The following is a 20,015-nucleotide window of genomic DNA, read 5'->3' as shown; positions in this document are numbered from 1 at the left end:
CTGCTCGACGAAACCGGTGCCGGGTGCTGCGACTAGCGCGCTCCACTGGCCACGTTCAGTGAGTATTTGCCGGGCGGCGCCCCGACATGCTTGACGAAGTGCCGCGACAGGTGGGATTGATCGTGGAATCCGACGTCGACGGCCACGTCCGCCAATTCGCGCCCGGCGAGGATTGCGCGTCGCGCCAGATCGATTCGACGTCCCGTCACGTACTTGTGAGGCGGAAGCCCGAAATGCTTCGCGAAGTTCTTGATCAGATACGTGGGGTTCCGCTGCAGGATGTTCGACGCTTCCCGCATCGTGATTCCCGTTGTGAGTCGCGCATCGAGCAGGTCCCGAAGTTGATCGGCAACGCGTTCGTCAACGGTCGGCGTGTGACGGGATCGACCTGTGGCCGGTGTGAGGATCTCGTTCAATCTTTCAGCGAGGAATCCCAGGCGACTTTCGGCCTCGAGTGATTCGCCGTCCGGGCCGAGTGCAGAGTGCAGTTGATCGATGCGATGGCGCAGCAGAGGGTCTCGAATCTCGGGGCTGTCCACCGCCGGGCCGATGAGGACCTCGCCGAGAACTGACGTGTCGAGGTAGAGGATTCGTTGACGAAATCCGGCCTCGGTGACCGGAACTCCGTCGTGTGCGATGCCTGGCGGCAACAGAGTCACGATCTCGGGTGCCGCGCCATGAGCGCGATGATCGAGGTCGTATGCAATCGTGCCGCGGTCGACGAGCATCAGGGACCACTGATCGTGCGTGTGTTTGGGATAGGCGTGTCCGACAAAATCGGCATGAAAGACCTCGGTGATTCCCGCGAGGCCCGGTGCCCACGCGGTGATCTGTGCGCCGCGGGGATCCATGTCAGAAACGTACAAGACGCAGCTGCCTCGGGTGACGAAGAGTGGCGGGGTCGTCATCGCGGTGGTGGCGCGCCCGAGGGAGGAACAACATGAACAGTTCGGCAACAGCGGTATCGCTCCGCGAGAAGTTCGGTCAGTTCACCGAGCACTGGTCGCCCAAGAAGATTGCGGCCCTCAATGATTACGAGATCAAGATCGTCAAGATCAAAGGTGAATTCGTCTGGCACTCCCACACCGACACCGACGAAATGTTCCTGGTGACGAAGGGGCAGATTCGAATCCAACTCCGAAACGGAGATGTTCCACTGGGGCCCGGTGAACTGTTCGTGGTACCTCGCGGAGTCGAACATTGCCCGATCGCCGAGGACGAAGCGGAGGTGATGTTGATCGAACCCGTTGGCGTGGTGAATACCGGGAACGTCGGAGGGGCGCGAACCGCAGTGCTCGAGGACTTTTCGTAGTTTACCGGCTCTTCCAATCCAGGGGATTGGTACGCAACGGCAAGGCCATTCCCGATCTCCAGAGCGTCGCCGCGCGAGAGTGCGAACGGAGCTGGACCTCGCGCCGCATCGACTGCGTGAACTCGTCGGTGAACCCTGTTCGCGGGTACTCCGCGATTGTTGCATCAACAGTTGCTCGCGGAATTTCGGGCGCACGCCGACCGGCAACGTCGAAATGCGCTGCGGCATGCAGTAGGTAGGCGTCAGCGCCCGCGCCGCGGTCGACGGTCAGATCCATGTGCAGACGGATCGCTTCGCCGATTCGCTGTACCGACCTCTCCGAAGTTCCCACTCTGGTCGCGAGTTCTTCTGCGTCTGCGGCACTGATGTAGGTGAAACACCCGTGCTCGGCCGATCCTTCTGCGCCCAGTCCGACATCGTGAAGGGCGCACGCAGTGAAGAGATCTTCGGGGTCGTACTCGATCGCATCGATCTGCGCGAAGGCGTCGGCCCAGATCCAGCAGCGCAGGCTGTGGTTCAAGACCGCGGGGGACAGGGTTCCTCTGGCATGATCGAGCGCTTCGCTGCACAGCTTGGTGTCGGGGAGTGGGCGTTTGCGCAGCTCGGGTGTGCGAGTGGGGTAGCGGCCGAGCCGCAGTCGGAGCATCGACGGAGCACTCATGGCCTGCGCAGCAGCCGCGCGGGCCATGAGTTGTATCTGCTCGAGGGTGGTCAGCTCACCAGGGCGCATCGAATTCCTGTCTGAGGTAGGGGACAGCTGGATATGAATCTAGTTGCCAGGTCTGATCCTTCGTTCGATATGAATATCTGTCGACGACGGAAACAGGGAATTGTCCGAATATTGGTTGATAGCAAGTGCCATCCAACGGCAACCCCGAATCTGTAACCTCACCTCTACACTTCGCAAGAACCATCAAGCGACGACGGTGGGGCTGGGCTCAGATGACGCCGAACCCGACGATCCCCGGGACTTCCGACGGGACGATGCGATGGAGCATGACCTTGTTGTTCTCGTTGCCGCCGACGGTCGTCAGAGTGCCGCCGTCGTTGACCAGAACGACGTTGACGTGTTGGCCGAAGGGGCTCGAGTCGCCGTACAGGATCGTGTCGCCGACCTTGGGTTGGTAGTCCCGACCGTAGGGGACAAACGCGTCGACGGACTCGTAATACTCCTGCAGCGTGTACACCCCGGGGATGCGCCACGACCCTGAGTTGGGGTTCGAGAATGGCGTGCCGATCTGGTTCATCGACCAGCTCACGAAATCGGCACACCACGATTCTTCGACACCCTCGGCGTATTTGGTGCCGGGACTCCCTGACTCCCATTCCTGCTCGAGGACGCCCAGTAGCGCACTCTGCTGAGCGCTGAGAATGCTGTGGTCGACGGCCGGGAACGAATCCAGGTTCTCGCCGGCAAGAGCGTCGTCGCCGCGCGCGAACCACCACAGTGCGCCGGCGACAACGACAACCACTACAACGCCGAATACGCCCAGAACAGCGAGAGTGCGTCTGGGCGTATTCGGTACGTGCGACATCACGCCACGATAGTCAATTACTCGAGCGGGGGTGCCGAGCGATCGATCGTCGTCGCGAGGGGCTTCTCCTCGACGAAGAGCAACAACACGACCGCTGCGATGACCAAGGGGACGAGGTAGAGGAAGATCGGCGCGAGCGCGTCGTTGTACGCGCCGACGATGATCTCGCGAACCTGGCTCGGCAACTTCCAGAGGATTCCCGGGGTCAAGGAGTTCTCGTCACCACCGACCGCGCCGCCATTCGCCGGGAGTCGCTCGGCCAGGAGATTGGTCAGTCGCGAGGCGAACAGGCTGCCCACGATCGCGCTGCCCAACGACGCACCGATCTGGCGGAAGAAGTTGTTCGACGCGGTGGCCGTTCCCACTTCGGCCGCGGGGAAGGTGTTCTGCACGATCAAGATCAAGATCTGCATGACGAGGCCGAGTCCGATACCCATGAGTGCGATGTAGCAACCGAAGACGAGCAGTGAGGTCGACGGCGTCAGACGTGAGAGCAGGACCAGAGCAACAGCGACGATGGATGTTCCGACGATGGGGAAGATCTTGTAGCGGCCGGTCTTGCTGACCAGCTGGCCGGACCCGATGGAGGCGACGAGCAGGCCCGCCATCATGGGAATCATCATCAATCCAGCTTCGGTGGCGTTCTTGCCGGTCACCATTTGGATGTAGGTCGGCAGGTAGGCGAGCGCACCGAACATGGCGATTCCGATGATCAGGCCGGCGACGGTGGTCAACACGAAGTTGCGCTGAGCGAACAGATGCATCGGAATCACCGGTTCGTCGGCACGCTTTTCGACGAAGACAAAAGCCACTGCCGTCACGACGCAGCCGACGATCAACCCGATGATGACGGCCGATCCCCAGGCGTAGGTGTTTCCGCCCCAGGTCGTGAACAGGATCAGACACGTCGCTGCCGTCGCGACGAGAACCATGCCCAGATAGTCGATGCGAGGCTTGCCGAGGTTCGGCTTCCGCAGGTGCAGAAATGCCATCGCGCTCGCGATGGCGAGTAGGCCTAGGGGGATGTTGATCCAGAAGGCCCAACGCCAACCGATGCCCTCGGTGAACCAGCCGCCGAGTAGGGGACCGGCAACCGAAGCCAGTGCGAACACCCCGCCCATCGCACCCATGTACCGGCCGCGTTGCCTGGCGGGGACGACGTCGGCGATGATCGCCTGGGACAGCAGGATCAATCCGCCGCCGCCGAGTCCCTGCACGGCTCGACCAGCGATGAGTGTGGTCATGTCGTGGGACAGACCGCCGATCACCGAACCGACGATGAAAATGCTGATGGCGCCGATGAAGAGGCCCTTGCGGCCGATCAGGTCACCGAGTTTTCCGTACACCGGCATCATGACGGTCGAGGCGAGGATGTATGCCGTCGTCACCCAGACCATGTGGTTGACGCCGTTCAATTCGCCCACGATGGTGGGCAACGCGGTACTGAAGATCATCTGGTCGAGCGAAGCCAGAAGCATCGTGATCATCAGCCCGACAAAAACGAGGATGATCGACCGTTTGTCCGGCGAGGCCTCGGTGTCGGTATGCGTGCCGTCGGGCTCGACGGTCGCAGCTTCTCGAGTGGACATGTAGTTCCTTAGTTGAGTGACGGCGGGTGCGAGAGTGTGGATCAGCTCTCGGACCTCAGTATTCGAGCCATCAGGAGTAGTGCCGGATCGAGCAAATCTGTTCTGGGGCTTGCCCGTTCACTGTTCTGCCATTTTCGGAAGACGTAACGCATCGCGGCGCCTGCGGTGATGACCGTTGCTGTGGCTTCGTCGGCAGCGGCTGTGTCCGAGTGCAGGCGGCGATACTCGGTTCTGTTCGACAACTCCCGCGTGAGGATCCGGGTGAGCGTGTCTTCAAGATCGTGGAAGGTGGCCAGATGTTGTTGCAACAGCGTGGGATGACGCTCGAACAATTCGCGTCGATGCGCGAGCAGATCGGGTCGCTCGTCGACGATTTGCATCGCCGCCTCGAATACCGCGAGGGCGCCGCGCAGCGGATCGTCCGGGTGCTCGCCGATGAGCGTGAGCATGGTCGTCTCACTTGGCACGACGAGCATGAGCCCACCGATCGCTGCGTCCTTGGTGGGGAAGTAGTTGAAGAACGTGCGGGTCGACAGATTGCAGGCTTCGCAGATTTTCTCGACGGTCACTTCGTCATAGCCCAGGTCGAGAACGAGTTCGACGGCGGTGTGCTCGATCAGCTGCCTCGTCGCAATTCGTTTTCGTTCGCGCAATCCGAGAGTTTCGGTTCCCATTTCATCCATAATTGCACAGAGTGCAAAGTTTCATCGAATGCAATATTTCGCCCAAGAATGCCTCATGAAATGCAAAAATGGGGATCGGGTGCCTGGTGGATAGGATGAACCGCGTGGAAGACACCTTGCCCCCTTGCCCTGAATGCGCCGGCGAATACACCTACGAGATGGGCGCGTTGATGGTCTGCCCGTCCTGCGCGCACGAGTGGGCGCCGACCGATAGTGCCGGCGAGGACCTGGGTGTGGTGAAAGATGCCGTAGGCAACATTCTTGCGGACGGCGACACGGTGACGGTCGTCAAGACGCTCAAGGTGAAGGGCAGTCCGACCGGCATCAAGTCAGGTACGAAAGTTCGCAACATCCGCCTTGTTCAGGGTGTTGGTGACCACGACATCGACTGCAAGGTCGACGGCATCGGACCGATGCAATTGAAGTCGAGCGTCGTCAAGAAGGTGTGACCGGACAGCGATAGTTGTCGGCTCGAAATCCTGTTCAGTTTCGACGGTTCGATAGCCACAATCGAGGTGATTCTCGACCGCTCGAACGAATGGACCGAACTGTGCCGAACTCGATCTGCCTGGCGCCCGCACTCGATAACACCGCACTCGATACAGACGAGCAGTGGAAACGCATCGTCGATGCGCTGACGCGCAGGGGTTTCCTCGGCGCCGGGCTCGGTGCCGCGGCCGCGACCTTGCTTGCAGCGTGCAGCAGCGACGAAAACGGCTCGGCGCCAAGTGGTCTCGTCACAGTGCAGGATGAGACGGGCAGTGTCGAGATTCCGTCGGACCCGCAGCGAATGGTCATCGCCCATGTCAGCGCCATGGCGACGGTGCTCGACCTCGGTGTGCCGCCGGAGAAGATCGTCGGCGGCTTCTTCGGTCTCGAGGGTGTGAGCGGTGACGCGGTGTTGCGTACGATGCCGGAGGCTGCGAACATCCCGAACCTCGGCACGGCGGGGACGTGGAACAAGGAAGCGATCATCGGCGCGTCGCCGGATCTGATCGTCATGCTCCTGACCGCCGGAAATGCTTATGCGGCAAAGTCCTACGACGAACTCTCCGCGACCGGTGTTCCAGTATTCGCCGGCTTCAACGGGTACCTCACGTGGGCCGAGATGAAGAAGTTGGTCACCTCGATGGGCGTCGCGGTCCGACGCGAAGACGCTGCTGCGGAATTGAACGCGAGAACGGAAGAGCGCCTCCTCACAATCAAGGATCGACTCTCCGCCCTCGGTTCGTTGCCGTCGGTGACCCTCCTCCGCACCGGCGAGAACGGTGTCGTCTACAACCAGGTCGACGCTCTTCTCGACGCCCTCGGTTTCCCCGGCGAACGAGCTACATCGGAGGAGTTCACGCGCACACTCACAGCGGAGCAACTCGATCAGGTGACCAGCGACGTGATCATCGTGGGCGCATTCCAGGACCAGCAGGACGTCCGCGCGCAGTTGGCGATGAACCCGCTCTGGGAGCGTCTTCCCGCTGTCCGCTCGGGGAACGTCCATTACGTCGACGACAGCCTGTGGGGCTCGGGCTATTCTCCCCGCGCGACCGAGCTGCGACTCGACGACATCGAGCGGATCTTCAGCTGACGCCGTCGTGTCACCTCGACTTATCGGTGCATTACCTCGAGAATCATGACCATGGACAAAATCAGGTTCTTCGAGCTGGTCACCGAATGGTTCGAGGTACTCGGTGTTGTCGCCATGGTTCTCGGGTTCGTGTTCGCATTCGTGATCGCGGGGCGCGCATGGAGTCGAACGCGGGACGGTAGTTCGGCGTTTCGTACTCTGCGCGAGACCATGGGCGCGGTCATCCTTCTCGGCCTCGAGATCCTTGTCGCCGCTGATCTGGTGAAGACGGTGACGTCGTCGCCGTCGCTGACAGACGCCGCAGTTCTGGGCATGATCGTTCTTATTAGGACCGTGCTGAGCCTGTCGATTCAGATTGAGATCGACGGGGTACTTCCGTGGCGCAAGGCGTTGGTGTCAAGTCCGGAACTCCTGGTACGCGCAGCGCGCGGATCAGGAGGCCGCACGACGCCCGACGCGTCGAGTTCGTAGCGATAGCCGTTGCGAGTGAAAGGTCGGGCAGATGACAGCAGTGCGTACCGAGCATCTCACGGTCGACGAAAGGCGGGCGCGCGGCCGTCAGGCGCGTAGAGATACGCCATTGGCCGCGCTCGCGGATCTGGCAGAGAGTGACCGTGATCCGATATCACTGCTCGAATTGCAGGCGAAGTCGCGGGTACAGGACCTGGTGCCCATCCGATACGGGCGGATGTCGGCATCGCGGTTCTCGTTCTTCCGCGGCGCTGCTCTGGTGATGGCCGACGATTTGTCACACAGTCCGGATTCGGGTCTTGCCAGCCAACTCTGCGGCGACGCGCACCTGAGCAACTTCGGTATCTATGCGACGCCCGAGCGAAAGCTCGCGTTCGACATCAACGACTTCGACGAAACGTACCCGGGACCGTTCGAATGGGACGTGAAACGACTGGCCGCAAGTTTGGTGATCGCCGCAAAGGACAACGGATTTTCGGGCAAGGAGCGGAAGAAGATCGTTCGCGGATGCGCGGCCGAGTATCGGGAAACCATGATCACCCAGGCAGGATTGGGAAATCTTGCAGTCTGGTACTCGCACATCGCACCCGAGGACGGGCTCGAGGCTCTCCAGATCGACCTGAAGAAGCGCATGCTTGCTCGCACACAAGCGACGCTGGACAAGGCTCGTCGCCGCGACAGTGTGCAGGCGGCAGGCAAGTTCACCGAAATCGTCGACGGCCGGCGGCAATTCATCAGTGATCCGCCGCTGATCGTGCCCGCAAACGAGTTGTTCGCAGGGACCGATCTCACGCAGATCGAGGAGTTGCTACGTCAGCGCGTTCGGTCGTATCGGAGCACGCTGCAGTGGGACCGTCGGGTGTTGCTCGAAAGCTTCGAGATGACGCACATTGCGCGGAAGGTTGTCGGTGTCGGGAGCGTCGGAACACGCGCATGGATGATCCTCATGAAAGGAGTCGACGACGACGATCCGTTGATCCTGCAGGTCAAGGAAGCGCAACCCTCGGTATTGTCCGGCTACGTCGATGGTCCGACCTTCAAGAACGAAGGGGAACGCGTCGTCAACGGGCAACGCTTGATGCAAGCGACAAGCGACATCTTTCTCGGCTGGGAACGAGGGCCGGGGCTCGACGAGGGTGAGCACGATTTCTACATTCGTCAACTGCGTGACGGTAAAGGGTCGGCAGTCATCGAAGAGATGGTGCCGCAGGGGCTGGAACTCTACGGGCGCCTGTGCGCCAGGGTCCTTGCCTACGCACACGCTCGCTCGTCCGATCGGATAGCGATCGCCGAATATCTCGGTGACGGAACCGAATTCGATTTCGCGATCGGGGAGTTCGCGGCTGCCTACGCCAAGCGCAATGCACGCGATCATGCCGCTCTGCTGACCGCGATCGACGACGGTCGCGTGTCAGCAGAGCGGGGAGTGTGACGACTCAGGCGAACACGCCGTCGAGCCAGCCCTGCCACGCTGCCGTTGCTGATCCACCGTCAGCACCCTCTGCGAAGAGGTGATGGGCCGCGTCGACGGTGCCGCCGAAAGCATTTCGGCCGTAGAACCGCAGCAATGCGTCCTGGGTGCGCAAGCCGATGAACCAGTCGTTGATGTAGTCGACAATCGCGTCGACGGTTCCGATTCCGGGGACTTCCACCGACGCGGAGTCACCGACAGCGGCGCCCGAGGTGATTCCGAGGGCGCTGCGAAGCGTTCCCATCGCTTGCGGCGCGGAAGAGGATTCCGGGCCTTCAGCCGAGACATAGGTGGTGGGCCTGCCGGCGAAGTACCGCACGTACTGGCCGAGACTGTGCAGGTAGAAGTCCGTGTGCTTGCTCGCGCCGTCGTACTGGTTGTCCCAGTCATCGGCAAACACTCCGGCGTGGACGTAGCGGACAACGGCGGTGCTCTCGTCGCGGGCCTCGACGACGTATTCAAGGTTGTTGAACCAGCCGTCGGGGCCTTGCATGTGGATGGCGAGTTCGCGGGGTGGCTCCCACGTGGCGATGATCGGGCTGTCCGGGCGGCTGCCGTCGGCGGGGATCTCGAGAGGGGAGGGGAACATCCAGCCGGCCGTTTCGGCCGAGATGGCGGCCCAGATCTGCTCGGGGGTTCCTGGGACGACCACCTCGCGGCGGATTTCGAATTTCTCGGACATTGCTACTTCTCCGTTTCGGGCGCGTCGATCGCTTGGGTTGTGATGGTTTGGGGTGTGGTGAGGCTGGGATGCAGGGCGACAACGAGGCGGTGTTTGCGTCCGCCTTCGGAATTGCCGTCGTGATACTTGGCGACGAGTGAGTTGATCGACTCGCCGAGTTCGCCGGCGAAGGCGGCACGGTCGGCCGCCGTGGCAAAGGTGATGTCGCTGTCGATGGCAAAGGACGCCAACGGTTTTCCGGCTGCAGTTGCTCCGGCGATCAGTTCGCCGACCTCTCGGACGATCCGCGCTGCGAGACTGACGAGCCAGCGCGCCGAGAGTTGATCGGGGAACCGGCCCGGGTCCGGGGCGAGCGCCGACATGGCGGCAGGGGATATGACGTACGACGCGGCACTGGCCTGCATGATTCGCTCGGTCATGTTGCCTCGCTTGCGTTCCTCGACGAGCTCGACAAGTCCGTGGTCTTCGAGAGTGCGCAGGTGGTAGTTCACCTTCTGGCGTGTCAGCCCGATCCGGGGCGCCAGCGAGGATGCCGATCCCGGCACCGCCAATTCGGCCAGAATCCGTTGCCGAATCGGATCGAGCGACGCCTCGGCAGCTCCGGGGCGATCGATGACTGCTACGTCCAACATGAGAAAACCATCCCACCGACAACTGAATCTGTCAAGACAGAAAAAATTGTCGGTGGGATGGTTTCGGAGGTTCGCTATCGCTTGAGGTCGGGCGGGTTGTTCAGATCCCGCGCCGAGTACGTGTCACACGACGAAATCTGGCCGGTCTGGTATCCGGTCTTGAACCACGCCTGCCGCTGTGCGGAGGAGCCGTGTGTCCAGCCTTCGGGGTTGACCCGACCGGTCGTGGACTTCTGGATGCGGTCGTCGCCCACCGATGACGCCGCCGAGAGGGCGTCTCGAATATCGCTCTCGGACAAGGGCTTCAGGAATGGTTGACCGGTCGCTTCGTCGGGAATCGTGTCCGCAAAATGTGCCCAGACGCCGGCGTAGCAATCGGCCTGGAGTTCGGTGCGAACCGCACCCGACTGCTCACCCTGCGGGTCGGCCTGCGCGCGGCCGATGTCGCCGAGCTGATTCTGGATGTGATGTCCGAACTCGTGCGCGACCACGTACTCCTGTGCGAGCGGTCCGGCGCTGGAACCGAAACGGTCGACGAGTAGTTGGAAGAAACTCGTGTCGAAGTACGCCGTTTGGTCCGCCGGGCAGTAGAACGGACCGACGTCACTCGACGCCTGGCCGCAACCGGTGTTGACCGAACCGCTGAACAAGACAACTTCGGGACGCACGTACGCCGTGCCGGTCTGCTTCACCAACTGCTGTTCCCAAACGTCGTCGAGGCTTCCGACGGTCAGCGTTACTCGGCAGTTCACATCGGCGTTGGCCTGAGCGCCGGTGCACTCGTCGACCGACGACAGTCCGGTCGACGAACTCGAAGTCTCGGTGGACGTGCCCAGTAATGAGCCGGGATCGCCGCCGAACAACAGCGCCAGGATCAGAACGATGATGCCGCCCGCGCCACCGCCGATCGCGATTTTGCCGCCGCGGCCACCGCCACCCCCGCCGCCTTGAACCTGAACGCGTCCCGCTTCGCCGCGGGCCCCCTCGTTGAAGGTCATCTATGTCCGCTTTCTGCTGTCGTGAACAAGTGCTTGCCGTCACTTCTGGAGATAGCTTCGCATGCGATGCGGGTCCGCGTTTCCGCTCTGTGCAGTTCGCTCCGTAGGATCGCAGGCAAAGTAGTCGGTCGTCGGTTATTGGAAGTAGTTCGAAAGGAATCCCGTGCTGCGCACACATCTCGCCGGTTCATTGCGACCCGAGCAGGCAGAGCAGACCGTAACGCTCACCGGTTGGGTAGCCAGGCGTCGTGATCACGGCGGAGTGATCTTCATCGATCTCCGTGATGCATCCGGAGTTGCGCAGGTAGTTTTCCGGGCAGGTGACGTGGCCGAGCAGGCGCACCGTCTGCGCGCGGAATACTGCGTTCGCGTGACCGGAACGGTCGAGGTTCGCCCAGAGGGCAACCAGAACTTCGAGATCCCCACCGGAGCGATCGAGGTCAACGCCACAGAACTCGAGGTTCTCAACGAAAGCGCACCGCTGCCGTTCCAGCTCGACGATCAGGTCGGCGAAGAAGCGCGCCTCAAGTACCGCTACCTCGACCTGCGTCGTGAAGGCCCCGGCTCCGCAATTCGCTTGCGCTCCAAGGTAAGTGCTGCAGCGCGCGGCGTTCTCGCGCATCACGAGTTCGTCGAGGTCGAGACTCCGACGCTCACGCGCTCGACGCCCGAGGGTGCCCGTGACTTCCTGGTGCCGTCGCGCCTTCAGCCCGGTAGCTTCTACGCACTGCCGCAGAGCCCGCAGCTGTTCAAGCAGCTCCTCATGGTCGGCGGCATCGAGCGCTACTACCAGATCGCACGTTGCTACCGCGACGAGGATTTCCGCGCCGATCGCCAGCCCGAGTTCACTCAGCTCGACATCGAGATGGCTTTCGTCAACCAGGACGACATCATCCTGCTCGCCGAGGAAATCCTGACGGCGCTCTGGAAGCTCGTCGGCCACGAGATCAAGACGCCGATCGACCGCATGACCTACACCGAGGCAATGCGTCGTTACGGCAGCGACAAGCCGGACCTGCGTTTCGACATCGAACTCGTCGAGTGCATGGACTTCTTCAAGGACACGACGTTCCGCGTGTTCCAGGCGGAGTACGTCGGCGCCGTCGTGATGCCCGGCGGTGCAAGCCAGCCGCGCAAGCAACTCGACGCCTGGCAGGAATGGGCCAAGCAGCGTGGGGCCAAGGGTCTGGCGTACGTGTTGGTCGGTGAAGACGGCACTCTCGGTGGACCTGTTGCCAAGAACCTGACCGACGCCGAGCGTGAGGGCCTGGCCGCCCACGTCGGAGCTCAGCCGGGAGACTGCGTCTTCTTCGCAGCTGGTGCAACGAAGCCGATGCGCGCCCTCCTCGGCGCTGCCCGTGGTGAGATCGCCCGCAAGAAGGACCTCATCGATCCTGACGCGTGGGCCTTCGTGTGGATCGTCGACGCTCCGATGTTCGAGCCGACCGCCGACGCCACTGCATCCGGTGACGTCGCTCTCGGCCACTCCGCGTGGACCGCCGTGCACCACGCGTTCACGTCGCCGAAGCCGGAGTTCTTCGACACGTTCGACACCGATCCGGATTCCGCTCTCGCCTACGCCTACGACATCGTCTGCAACGGCAACGAGATCGGCGGCGGCAGTATTCGTATCCACCGCAAGGACATTCAGGAACGAGTGTTCAAGGTGATGGGTATCTCCGAGGAAGAGGCGCAGGAGCAGTTCGGCTTCCTCCTCGACGCCTTCGCCTTCGGTGCGCCGCCGCACGGCGGAATCGCATTCGGCTGGGACCGCATCACCGCGCTCCTCGCCGGCATGGATTCCATCCGTGAGGTCATCGCGTTCCCGAAATCCGGCGGCGGCGTCGACCCGCTGACGGATGCTCCGGCACCGATCTCGGCTCAGCAGCGCAAGGAATCGGGTATCGACGCGAAGCCCGAGAAGAAGTCGGAGGACAAGAAGTCCGAAGGCGACACCGGCGAAGCCAAGTAGAGCCGACACCGGATCGCCATGCTGCATTTGCGGGTGATCTGCCCGACCGAGCGCACCGAGCAAGTTCTCGGTGCGCTCGCGTCGCAGCGGGGCGCGACACACATCGTCGTGATGCGCGATGTCGCGGTTCATCCTGCCGGCGACATGGTGGAGGCCGACGTCGCCCGTGAGGCGGCAAACGACGTCGTCGATGCCCTGAACGAACTCGGCGTCGCCGAGGACGGCGGAATGACGCTCGTACCGGTCGAGACGGTGTTGTCGGCGTCGGCGCGCAAAGCCGAGCGTGACGTGCCTGGTGATCCCGCGGATTCCGTCGTGTGGGAGGAATTGCTGTCCCGCACTCGCGAAGAGTCGACTCTCAACGGATTGTTCGTCGCGTTCCTGACCATTGCGTGTCTGCTGGCCGCGATCGGCGTCGTCACCGACTCTCAGATCACGATCGTCGGCGCCATGGTCGTCGGTCCGGAGTTCGGTCCGCTGGCTGCTTTGGCAGTCGCACTCGTACGGCGAGATCGACGGTTGCGTCGACGTTCGATTCTCGCGCTTGCCGTCGGATTCCCCATCGCGATGGGCGTGACGCTTGCCGCAACGTTCGTGGTGAAGTTCTTCGGATGGATGGACGTCGTCAGTCTCGAGTCACTCCACGAGGTCGATTTCGTATACAAGGTCGGGCCCATTTCGTTTGTCGTCGCGCTTCTTGCCGGTGCGGCTGGGATGCTGGCACTCGTCTCGTCGAAGTCCGCTGCCTTGGTCGGGGTGTTCATCTCTGTCACCACGGTTCCTGCCGCCGGTTTCGCGGTGGTTGCGGCAGCAAACGGAGAATGGCGGATCGCCGGGTTGTCGTCTCTGCAACTGGCTGTCAACCTGCTTGGGATCGTCACTGCCTGCGTGCTTGTTCTCTGGCTCAGAACCCGGGCCGACGAGGAATTCGAAGCAGCGTTGAAAGGCATTTCTCGATTTGTCGACGAGGACAAAACTCCATGACGTCGCCGGTTCGGAGTTCTGCTCACCGACAGCAAAATTCTCGAGAGAACTGTGTGCCGGTGTGGCGATTGGGGACTTTTGTCATCGCCGCAGGTAGTCGGCAATTTCTGTTGCTGTGAGGCCTTGAATTCTCCGCTGCGAGCGGACGAGCTGGGCATGATCGGAGTCACTAACGGGTAAGTTGGTCGGTGATGACCGCATTACTGGCAGACCCCGTTTCCGAAGTCGTCGCAGCTGCTGAGCAGTTGCTGACACGCCGCACAGGGGCACCCGTAACCCTGGTGGATCCCGTAGATCTCGGGGGGAGTGGCCGCACCGTCGTGCTGCGCGTTCGTGTCGCCGAGAACCCGTTCTCCCTGCCCCGAACTTTGGTGATCAAGCAGGTCCGCGACAACTTCCAGGGAGCTACCAAAACAGCGATTGCGCTCCCGGCCGCGTCCGAAGGTGACTTCGACGTCGAGACCGCATTCCTTCGTGAAGCGGTGTCGTATCAGTTCGCCAACGCGCTTGCCAAGGACGCACGCCCCGGCGCCGAACTGTTGGCGTCCGACCTCGATGCTCGCCTCCTGATCCTGAGTGATCTCGGCGACGCCACCGCAATCAGCGTCCGACTCGAAGACTCCGACCCGGACACCGTCACTTACACGTTGATGGCCATGGCTCAGGCAATGGGACGCATGCACGCCGCGACCGTCGGCCGGGAGGACGACTTCACCGCACTGCTGCGTCGAGCCGAGGTTGCCCATTGCTCCGATGAAGTTGCGGATCAGGTGGGACGCGCAGTGACCGGTGTTCCCGCGATGTTGGTGGAAAGTCTCGGGATCGATGTGAGTTCGGACATTCTCGAGCAGGTTCAGCACGCGCAGACACTGTTCAGTGGCGGTCGGTTCCGTGCCTTCAGTCCGTCGGACTTGTGCCCCGACAACATCATCGTCAACGACGACGGCGTGCAGTTCCTCGACTACGAGTGGGGTGGCTACCGCGACGCCCTCCTCGACATCACCTACGCGTTGGTGTCTTTTCCCGGCTGCCTGTGCAACATCGACCTGACCGAAGAGCGGGCGTCGGCGATGGTCGATGCCTGGCGGGCCGAGGTAGTGGGGATGTGGCCCGCCCTGGCCGACGAGGCCGAATTGGGGCGCAGGATCGTCGAGGCCCAACTCATCTGGGTCTGGCTCAGTACCTATCTGTACCTGCCCGAGGATCATTCGCGTATCGCCGCCGTCCGCGAACATTATCTCTCGATTCCACGCGCCGACGCACTGGTCGGACGCTGGGCCAGGCTCGCACGCTCGGCTCAGCTCGCCGGCAACGACGCCGTCGAGGCACACGCCCGCGACGTCGTGGCGGCGCTGCGGACCGAGTTCAGCTGACCGATCACACACAGAAGGGCGCCCGTGCACGAAGCACGAGCGCCCTTTCTCGGTCGAGTCCGCTCAGTTGTCGGAGACCAGATCGTTCTCGGACAGGTCCGTCGCCGCGAGCGCTGACGCCAGATCGGGATGCCGGAACGTCGACGTCACCTGGTCGGCCACGACTCGGAAAGCAGAGGCCAGGGTCGCGGACTTGTCCGGTTCGGCCGCCCACGTTGCGGTCTGTTCGACGACGACCACGCCGTGGTGGACGTACATCTTTCCGGGGACGAGCGTGATGCCGGCGTTGGTGGCCCACTCGCGCAGGGCAGCGAGTCCCTGGCTCGCGCCCTTGGGGCCGCCTACCTCGATGTCGTCACTCGACAACTGCAGCAGAGTGTCGACGTCTTGGGAGTTGAGTGCATCGTGCCACGCGAGGACGGTGGCGATCTCGGAGGTGCTCATGGCGACAACGCTATCCAATGCGGATTCACGACTGGGTGAGGGCTGGCGGAACAGCGGATTGTGTCGGGCGTCGGTGGTCTCTAGTAGCGTCGATTCGTGAGCGATTGGCAAGCGGAAGACAGTGTGGGGGCGAAAGACGGCGTGGTGGCGGAAGACGGCCTGTTCGAGGCAACTCCGGAGGAATCCGCGATCGTCGACGAACCAGATGTCGTGTCTGTAGCCGAGCGCGCCCTGTCCTCGGTGCCGCCCGGTGCTCCTCTGGCTGTCCGCATGCGTCCGCTCACTCTTGGTGAAGTTGTCGGCCAACAGCACTTACTCGGGCCCGGCGCGCCACTCCGCAGAATGGTCGAGGGGTCCGGCGCCGCATCGGTACTTCTGTACGGACCTCCCGGCACCGGCAAGACCACGCTCGCATCGTTGATCTCGGGTGCTACCGGCCGCCGGTTCGAGGCTCTGTCGGCTCTGTCCGCCGGAGTCAAAGAAGTCCGCGGTGTCATCGAACTCGCGCGCCGCCGCCTGCTGAACGGCGAACAAACCGTCTTGTTCATCGACGAAGTTCATCGCTTCTCCAAGACCCAGCAGGACGCCTTGCTCGCCGCGGTCGAGAACCGCATCGTGCTCTTGGTCGGCGCGACCACCGAGAACCCGTCGTTCTCGGTCGTCTCCGCTCTGTTGTCGCGCTCGTTGGTCCTGCAACTGCAATCGCTCACCGCTGCGGATGTCCAGGAACTGCTCGAGCGCGCTGTCGCCGACGAACGCGGGTTCGGCGGAGCGATCACGATCGACGACGACGCGATGGAACACCTCGTTCGTCTGGCGGCCGGCGACGCCCGCCGAGCCCTGACGGCACTCGAGGCTGCCGCCGGAGCTGCACTGGACACGGCCGGTGACGCTTCGGGCCCGGTGGTGCTCGACCTCGCGACCGTCGAGGCCAGTGTCGACAAGGCCGCGGTTCGGTACGACCGTGCCGGAGATCAGCACTACGACGTCATCAGTGCATTCATCAAGAGCATTCGTGGATCAGACGTCGACGCCGCCCTGCACTACCTCGCACGGATGCTGACCGCGGGCGAAGACCCTCGCTTCATCGCACGGCGTCTGGTGGTTCACGCCAGCGAAGACATCGGCATGGCTGATCCGATGGCGCTGCAGACTGCCACCGCCGCGGCGCAGGCAGTGCAGCTGATCGGTATGCCGGAGGCTCGTCTGGCGCTGGCACAGGCCACCATTCATCTGGCGACGGCTCCCAAATCGGGTGCGGTCATCGCCGCACTCGGCGCGGCCATGGCCGACGTGGCCGCCGGAAAATCCGGACTGGTACCGCCGCACCTGCGTGACGGGCACTACAAGGGCGCCGAGCAATTGGGCAACGCAGTCGGATACAAGTACCCGCACGACACACGTGATGGTGTTCTGCGGCAACAGTATCCACCGGACGATCTGGTGGGTGTCGACTATTACCAGCCCACCGCGCACGGCAACGAGCGGGAGATCGCCGATCGGGTGAGCAAACTTCGCCGAATAGTTCGTGGCTGACGCCTGCCAGGTTCCACCGGCCGACGCGTTAGTCTGGACACCCATAGCTCGACGCTCTTGAAGGTAAGGACCGGTTAGTGCAAACCCACGAGATCCGCAGGCGATTCCTCGACCACTTCGTCAAGGCCGGCCACACCGAGGTGCCCAGCGCCTCGCTGATTCTCGACGACCCGAACCTTCTGTTCGTCAACGCGGGCATGGTTCCGTTCGTGCCGTTCTTCCTCGGGCAGCAGACGCCGTCCTACTCACGGGCGACGTCCGTGCAGAAGTGCGTCCGCACCCTGGACATCGAAGAGGTCGGCATCACCACCCGCCACAACACCTTCTTCCAGATGGCGGGCAACTTCTCCTTCGGTGACTACTTCAAGAAGGAAGCCATCTCCCACGCCTGGCAGTTGCTGACAGGTTCGGTCGAGGACGGCGGATACGGCATCGATCCCACGCGCCTGTGGGCCACCGTCTACCTCGACGACGACGAAGCGTTCTCGATCTGGCGCGACGAGGTAGGAGTGCCCGAAGAGCGCATCCAGCGCCGCGGCATGAAGGACAACTACTGGTCCATGGGCATTCCCGGGCCGTGCGGCCCCTGCTCGGAGATCTTCTACGACCGCGGCGCCGAATACGGCGTCGAGGGTGGCCCCGAAGCCGACGAGGATCGCTACATCGAGATCTGGAACCTCGTGTTCATGCAGAACGAGCGCGGCGAGGGCACCAACAAGGGCGACTACCCGATCCTCGGACCGTTGCCGAAGAAGAACATCGACACCGGCATGGGCGTCGAGCGCGTTGCGTTCCTCCTGCAGGGCGTCGAAAACGTCTACGAGACAGATCTTCTCCGCCCCGTCATCGACAAGGCCGCCGAACTGACCGGCAGTGTCTACGGGACCGACCACACTTCAGACGTCCGTTTCCGCGTCATCGCCGACCACGCACGCACCGCAGCGATGTTGATCGCCGACGGTGTGAACCCCGGCAACTACGGCCGCGGCTACGTCCTGCGCCGGTTGCTGCGTCGCATCGTGCGTTCGGCCAAACTGCTCGGCAGCGAGCAGCCCACCATGCGCGAGTTCATGGTCGTCGTCCGCGACACGATGGCGCCGTCGTACCCGGTTTTGGAAACCGACTTCACGCGCATCGAGAACGTCGCCGTCGGCGAGGAGACCGCGTTCCTCAAGACGCTGGCTTCGGGTTCTGCTCTGTTCGAGAATGCTGCCGAGACGGTCAAGTCGTCCGGAAAGTCGGTCATCGCCGGCGATCAGGCGTTTGCACTGCACGACACCTACGGCTTCCCGATCGACCTCACGCTCGAGATGGCGTCCGAGGCCGGTCTCACCGTGGACGAGGACGGCTTCCGCACGCTCATGGCCGAGCAGCGCAAGCGCGCCAAGGACGACGCTCAAGCGCGCAAGCACGCCCATGCCGACCTCACGGTCTACAAGGAACTGCTCGACCGAGGTGCCACCGAGTTCACCGGTTTCGACGAGCTCGTCTCCGAGGCTCACGTCCTCGCACTGATCGTCGACGGCGTCCGTGTCCCGGTCGCGAAGGCCGGTCAGAACGTCGAGGTCATCCTCGACCGAAGCCCTCTCTACGCAGAGTCCGGTGGACAGATCGCCGACATCGGTTCGCTCACCGCTCCGGGCCTCGAAGCCAAGGTCAACGATGTGCAGAAGATCGCCAAGAAAGTCTGGACGCACAAGGTGACGGTGCAGAAGGGTGAGATCACCGAGGGCGACGTCGTGCTCGCGCACGTCGACGCCGAGTGGCGCAAGGGTGCAACCCAGGGGCACTCCGGTACCCACATGGTGCACGCGGCGCTGCGTCAGGTGCTCGGCCCCAACGCCGTTCAGGCGGGCTCGCTCAACAAGCCGGGTTACCTCCGCTTCGACTTCTCCTGGCAGGGCGCGCTGTCCGACTCCCAGAAGCAGGACATCGAGGCACTCACCAACGAAGCCGTGGCGTCGAACTACGCGGTCAACACATTTGTCACGGATCTCGACAAGGCCAAGGCGATGGGTGCGATGGCACTCTTCGGTGAGAACTACGGCGACGAGGTTCGTGTCGTCGAAATCGGCGGCCCGTTCTCGATGGAACTGTGTGGTGGCACTCACGTCGGAAGCTCCGCACAGATCGGTCAGGTAACGCTGCTCGGTGAGCAGTCGGTCGGCTCCGGAATCCGACGCGTCGAGGCGTACGTCGGTTTGGACTCCTACCGCTACCTCGCCAAGGAACGCGCGCTCCTGGCCGGACTCTCCTCCTCGCTGAAGGTTCCTTCGGAAGAGGTGCCCGCCCGCGTCGAGGCGCTCGTCGAGCGACTCAAGGTGGCTGAGAAGGAACTCGAGCAGACCAAGGCCAAGGCTGTGCTGGCGTCGGCAGGCGAGTACGTCGCCAAGGCCAAGCGCATCGGCAGTGTCCTCGTCATCGCCGAGCCTGCTCCCGCCGGAGTCGGCGGAAACGACCTGCGCAGCCTCGTCACGGACATCAAGGGTCGCCTCGGCTCCGAACCTGCCGTCGTAGCTCTGCTCGGTGATGTCGACGGCAAGGTTCCGTTCGTGGTCGCCTCGAGCAAGGCAGCTCAAGGTCTCGGTGTGAAGGCCGGTGAGCTGGTCGCGTCGTTCGGTCCCAAGATCGGTGGCCGCGGCGGCGGAAAGCCCGACATGGCCCAGGGTTCGGGTTCGGACTCCGCCGGAATCCCGGCGGCGCTCGATGCGATCCGGGACAGAGTCGGAGAGCTGGCGGGCGGCAGCTGAC

The 20,015-nt window shown here is 62.9% G+C and carries 19 protein-coding genes; 10 read left to right on the top strand and 9 right to left on the bottom strand.

From position 1 onward, the window contains the following. Positions 1-32: 32 nt before the first annotated feature. The gene (locus RhoBH5_RS01525; RefSeq protein ID WP_270007882.1) at positions 33-851 is read right to left on the bottom strand and encodes a helix-turn-helix domain-containing protein; all 819 of its coding nucleotides are present in this window, start codon (positions 849-851) and stop codon (positions 33-35) included. Positions 852-940: 89 nt separating this feature from the next. On the opposite strand from RhoBH5_RS01525, the gene RhoBH5_RS01520 reads away from it, so the two are divergent. Beyond that, positions 941-1,312: a cupin domain-containing protein gene (locus RhoBH5_RS01520; protein WP_003945018.1), complete on the top strand. Its 372-nt coding sequence runs from the start codon at positions 941-943 to the stop codon at positions 1,310-1,312. Between the two features lies 1 nt (position 1,313). On the opposite strand, the gene RhoBH5_RS01515 is transcribed toward RhoBH5_RS01520, so the two are convergent. The 4 genes from RhoBH5_RS01515 to RhoBH5_RS01500 all read right to left on the bottom strand — a co-directional run bounded on the left by RhoBH5_RS01515 (position 1,314) and on the right by RhoBH5_RS01500 (position 5,110). After that, positions 1,314-2,042 carry an HD domain-containing protein gene (locus RhoBH5_RS01515; RefSeq protein ID WP_270007881.1) on the bottom strand — a complete coding sequence of 243 codons (729 nt, stop codon included), beginning with the start codon at positions 2,040-2,042 and terminating at the stop codon, positions 1,314-1,316. Positions 2,043-2,250: 208 nt separating this feature from the next. After that, positions 2,251-2,850 (bottom strand): CHAP domain-containing protein, encoded by a 600-nt coding sequence (locus tag RhoBH5_RS01510; RefSeq protein ID WP_442972446.1) that lies wholly within the window; start codon positions 2,848-2,850, stop codon positions 2,251-2,253. 14 nt (positions 2,851-2,864) lie between these two features. Continuing rightward, positions 2,865-4,436, bottom strand: coding sequence for an MDR family MFS transporter (locus tag RhoBH5_RS01505; RefSeq protein WP_270007879.1), 1,572 nt, complete (start codon positions 4,434-4,436; stop codon positions 2,865-2,867). A gap of 41 nt (positions 4,437-4,477) precedes the next feature. After that, positions 4,478-5,110 (bottom strand): TetR/AcrR family transcriptional regulator, encoded by a 633-nt coding sequence (locus RhoBH5_RS01500; RefSeq protein ID WP_003944787.1) that lies wholly within the window; start codon positions 5,108-5,110, stop codon positions 4,478-4,480. Positions 5,111-5,223: 113 nt separating this feature from the next. Here RhoBH5_RS01500 and RhoBH5_RS01495 point away from each other — a divergent pair, with 113 nt between their 5' ends. The 4 genes from RhoBH5_RS01495 to RhoBH5_RS01480 all read left to right on the top strand — a co-directional run bounded on the left by RhoBH5_RS01495 (position 5,224) and on the right by RhoBH5_RS01480 (position 8,604). Beyond that, a complete protein-coding gene (locus RhoBH5_RS01495; protein WP_003944988.1) occupies positions 5,224-5,568 on the top strand; it encodes a zinc ribbon domain-containing protein YjdM in 345 nt (114 codons plus the stop codon). Between the two features lie 101 nt (positions 5,569-5,669). Beyond that, positions 5,670-6,701, top strand: a complete 1,032-nt coding sequence (locus RhoBH5_RS01490) for an ABC transporter substrate-binding protein (protein WP_228402242.1) — start codon at positions 5,670-5,672, stop codon at positions 6,699-6,701. Between the two features lie 51 nt (positions 6,702-6,752). Next, complete coding sequence (locus RhoBH5_RS01485) at positions 6,753-7,172, top strand: DUF1622 domain-containing protein (RefSeq protein ID WP_007728052.1); 420 nt, start codon at positions 6,753-6,755, stop codon at positions 7,170-7,172. 31 nt (positions 7,173-7,203) lie between these two features. After that, a complete protein-coding gene (locus RhoBH5_RS01480; RefSeq protein WP_064444572.1) occupies positions 7,204-8,604 on the top strand; it encodes a DUF2252 domain-containing protein in 1,401 nt (466 codons plus the stop codon). Positions 8,605-8,608: 4 nt separating this feature from the next. Here RhoBH5_RS01480 and RhoBH5_RS01475 read toward each other — a convergent pair whose 3' ends face one another. The 3 genes from RhoBH5_RS01475 to ypfJ all read right to left on the bottom strand — a co-directional run bounded on the left by RhoBH5_RS01475 (position 8,609) and on the right by ypfJ (position 10,955). Then, positions 8,609-9,325: an SRPBCC domain-containing protein gene (locus tag RhoBH5_RS01475; protein ID WP_269609275.1), complete on the bottom strand. Its 717-nt coding sequence runs from the start codon at positions 9,323-9,325 to the stop codon at positions 8,609-8,611. A 2-nt stretch (positions 9,326-9,327) separates the two neighbouring features. After that, positions 9,328-9,957 carry an ArsR/SmtB family transcription factor gene (locus RhoBH5_RS01470; protein WP_007728048.1) on the bottom strand — a complete coding sequence of 210 codons (630 nt, stop codon included), beginning with the start codon at positions 9,955-9,957 and terminating at the stop codon, positions 9,328-9,330. Positions 9,958-10,031: 74 nt separating this feature from the next. After that, entirely contained in the window at positions 10,032-10,955 is a 924-nt protein-coding gene (ypfJ, locus tag RhoBH5_RS01465) for a KPN_02809 family neutral zinc metallopeptidase (protein WP_042448761.1), read from the bottom strand. A gap of 163 nt (positions 10,956-11,118) precedes the next feature. Here ypfJ and aspS point away from each other — a divergent pair, with 163 nt between their 5' ends. The 3 genes from aspS to RhoBH5_RS01450 all read left to right on the top strand — a co-directional run bounded on the left by aspS (position 11,119) and on the right by RhoBH5_RS01450 (position 15,284). Then, positions 11,119-12,927 carry an aspartate--tRNA ligase gene (aspS, locus tag RhoBH5_RS01460; protein WP_003944808.1) on the top strand — a complete coding sequence of 603 codons (1,809 nt, stop codon included), beginning with the start codon at positions 11,119-11,121 and terminating at the stop codon, positions 12,925-12,927. Between the two features lie 18 nt (positions 12,928-12,945). Next, the gene (locus RhoBH5_RS01455) at positions 12,946-13,911 is read left to right on the top strand and encodes a DUF389 domain-containing protein (RefSeq protein WP_042448764.1); all 966 of its coding nucleotides are present in this window, start codon (positions 12,946-12,948) and stop codon (positions 13,909-13,911) included. A gap of 191 nt (positions 13,912-14,102) precedes the next feature. Next, positions 14,103-15,284, top strand: coding sequence for a kinase (locus RhoBH5_RS01450; protein WP_030536429.1), 1,182 nt, complete (start codon positions 14,103-14,105; stop codon positions 15,282-15,284). 63 nt (positions 15,285-15,347) lie between these two features. Here the strand turns inward: RhoBH5_RS01450 and RhoBH5_RS01445 are convergent, their stop codons facing one another. Next, positions 15,348-15,728 (bottom strand): nuclear transport factor 2 family protein, encoded by a 381-nt coding sequence (locus RhoBH5_RS01445; RefSeq protein ID WP_064444578.1) that lies wholly within the window; start codon positions 15,726-15,728, stop codon positions 15,348-15,350. A gap of 96 nt (positions 15,729-15,824) precedes the next feature. On the opposite strand from RhoBH5_RS01445, the gene RhoBH5_RS01440 reads away from it, so the two are divergent. Together RhoBH5_RS01440 and alaS are read left to right on the top strand one after the other, a co-directional pair. Continuing rightward, positions 15,825-17,264 (top strand): replication-associated recombination protein A, encoded by a 1,440-nt coding sequence (locus tag RhoBH5_RS01440; RefSeq protein WP_370852743.1) that lies wholly within the window; start codon positions 15,825-15,827, stop codon positions 17,262-17,264. A 77-nt stretch (positions 17,265-17,341) separates the two neighbouring features. Next, positions 17,342-20,014, top strand: coding sequence for an alanine--tRNA ligase (alaS, locus tag RhoBH5_RS01435; protein ID WP_270007878.1), 2,673 nt, complete (start codon positions 17,342-17,344; stop codon positions 20,012-20,014). The last annotated feature ends 1 nt before the right edge of the window (position 20,015 follow it).

The sequence above is a fragment of the Rhodococcus sp. BH5 genome (assembly GCF_027583855.1).
Classification (GTDB): domain Bacteria; phylum Actinomycetota; class Actinomycetes; order Mycobacteriales; family Mycobacteriaceae; genus Rhodococcus_F; species Rhodococcus_F qingshengii.
Note: the sequence above shows the minus strand (reverse complement) of the source record. Positions and strands in the feature narration are given on the sequence as shown.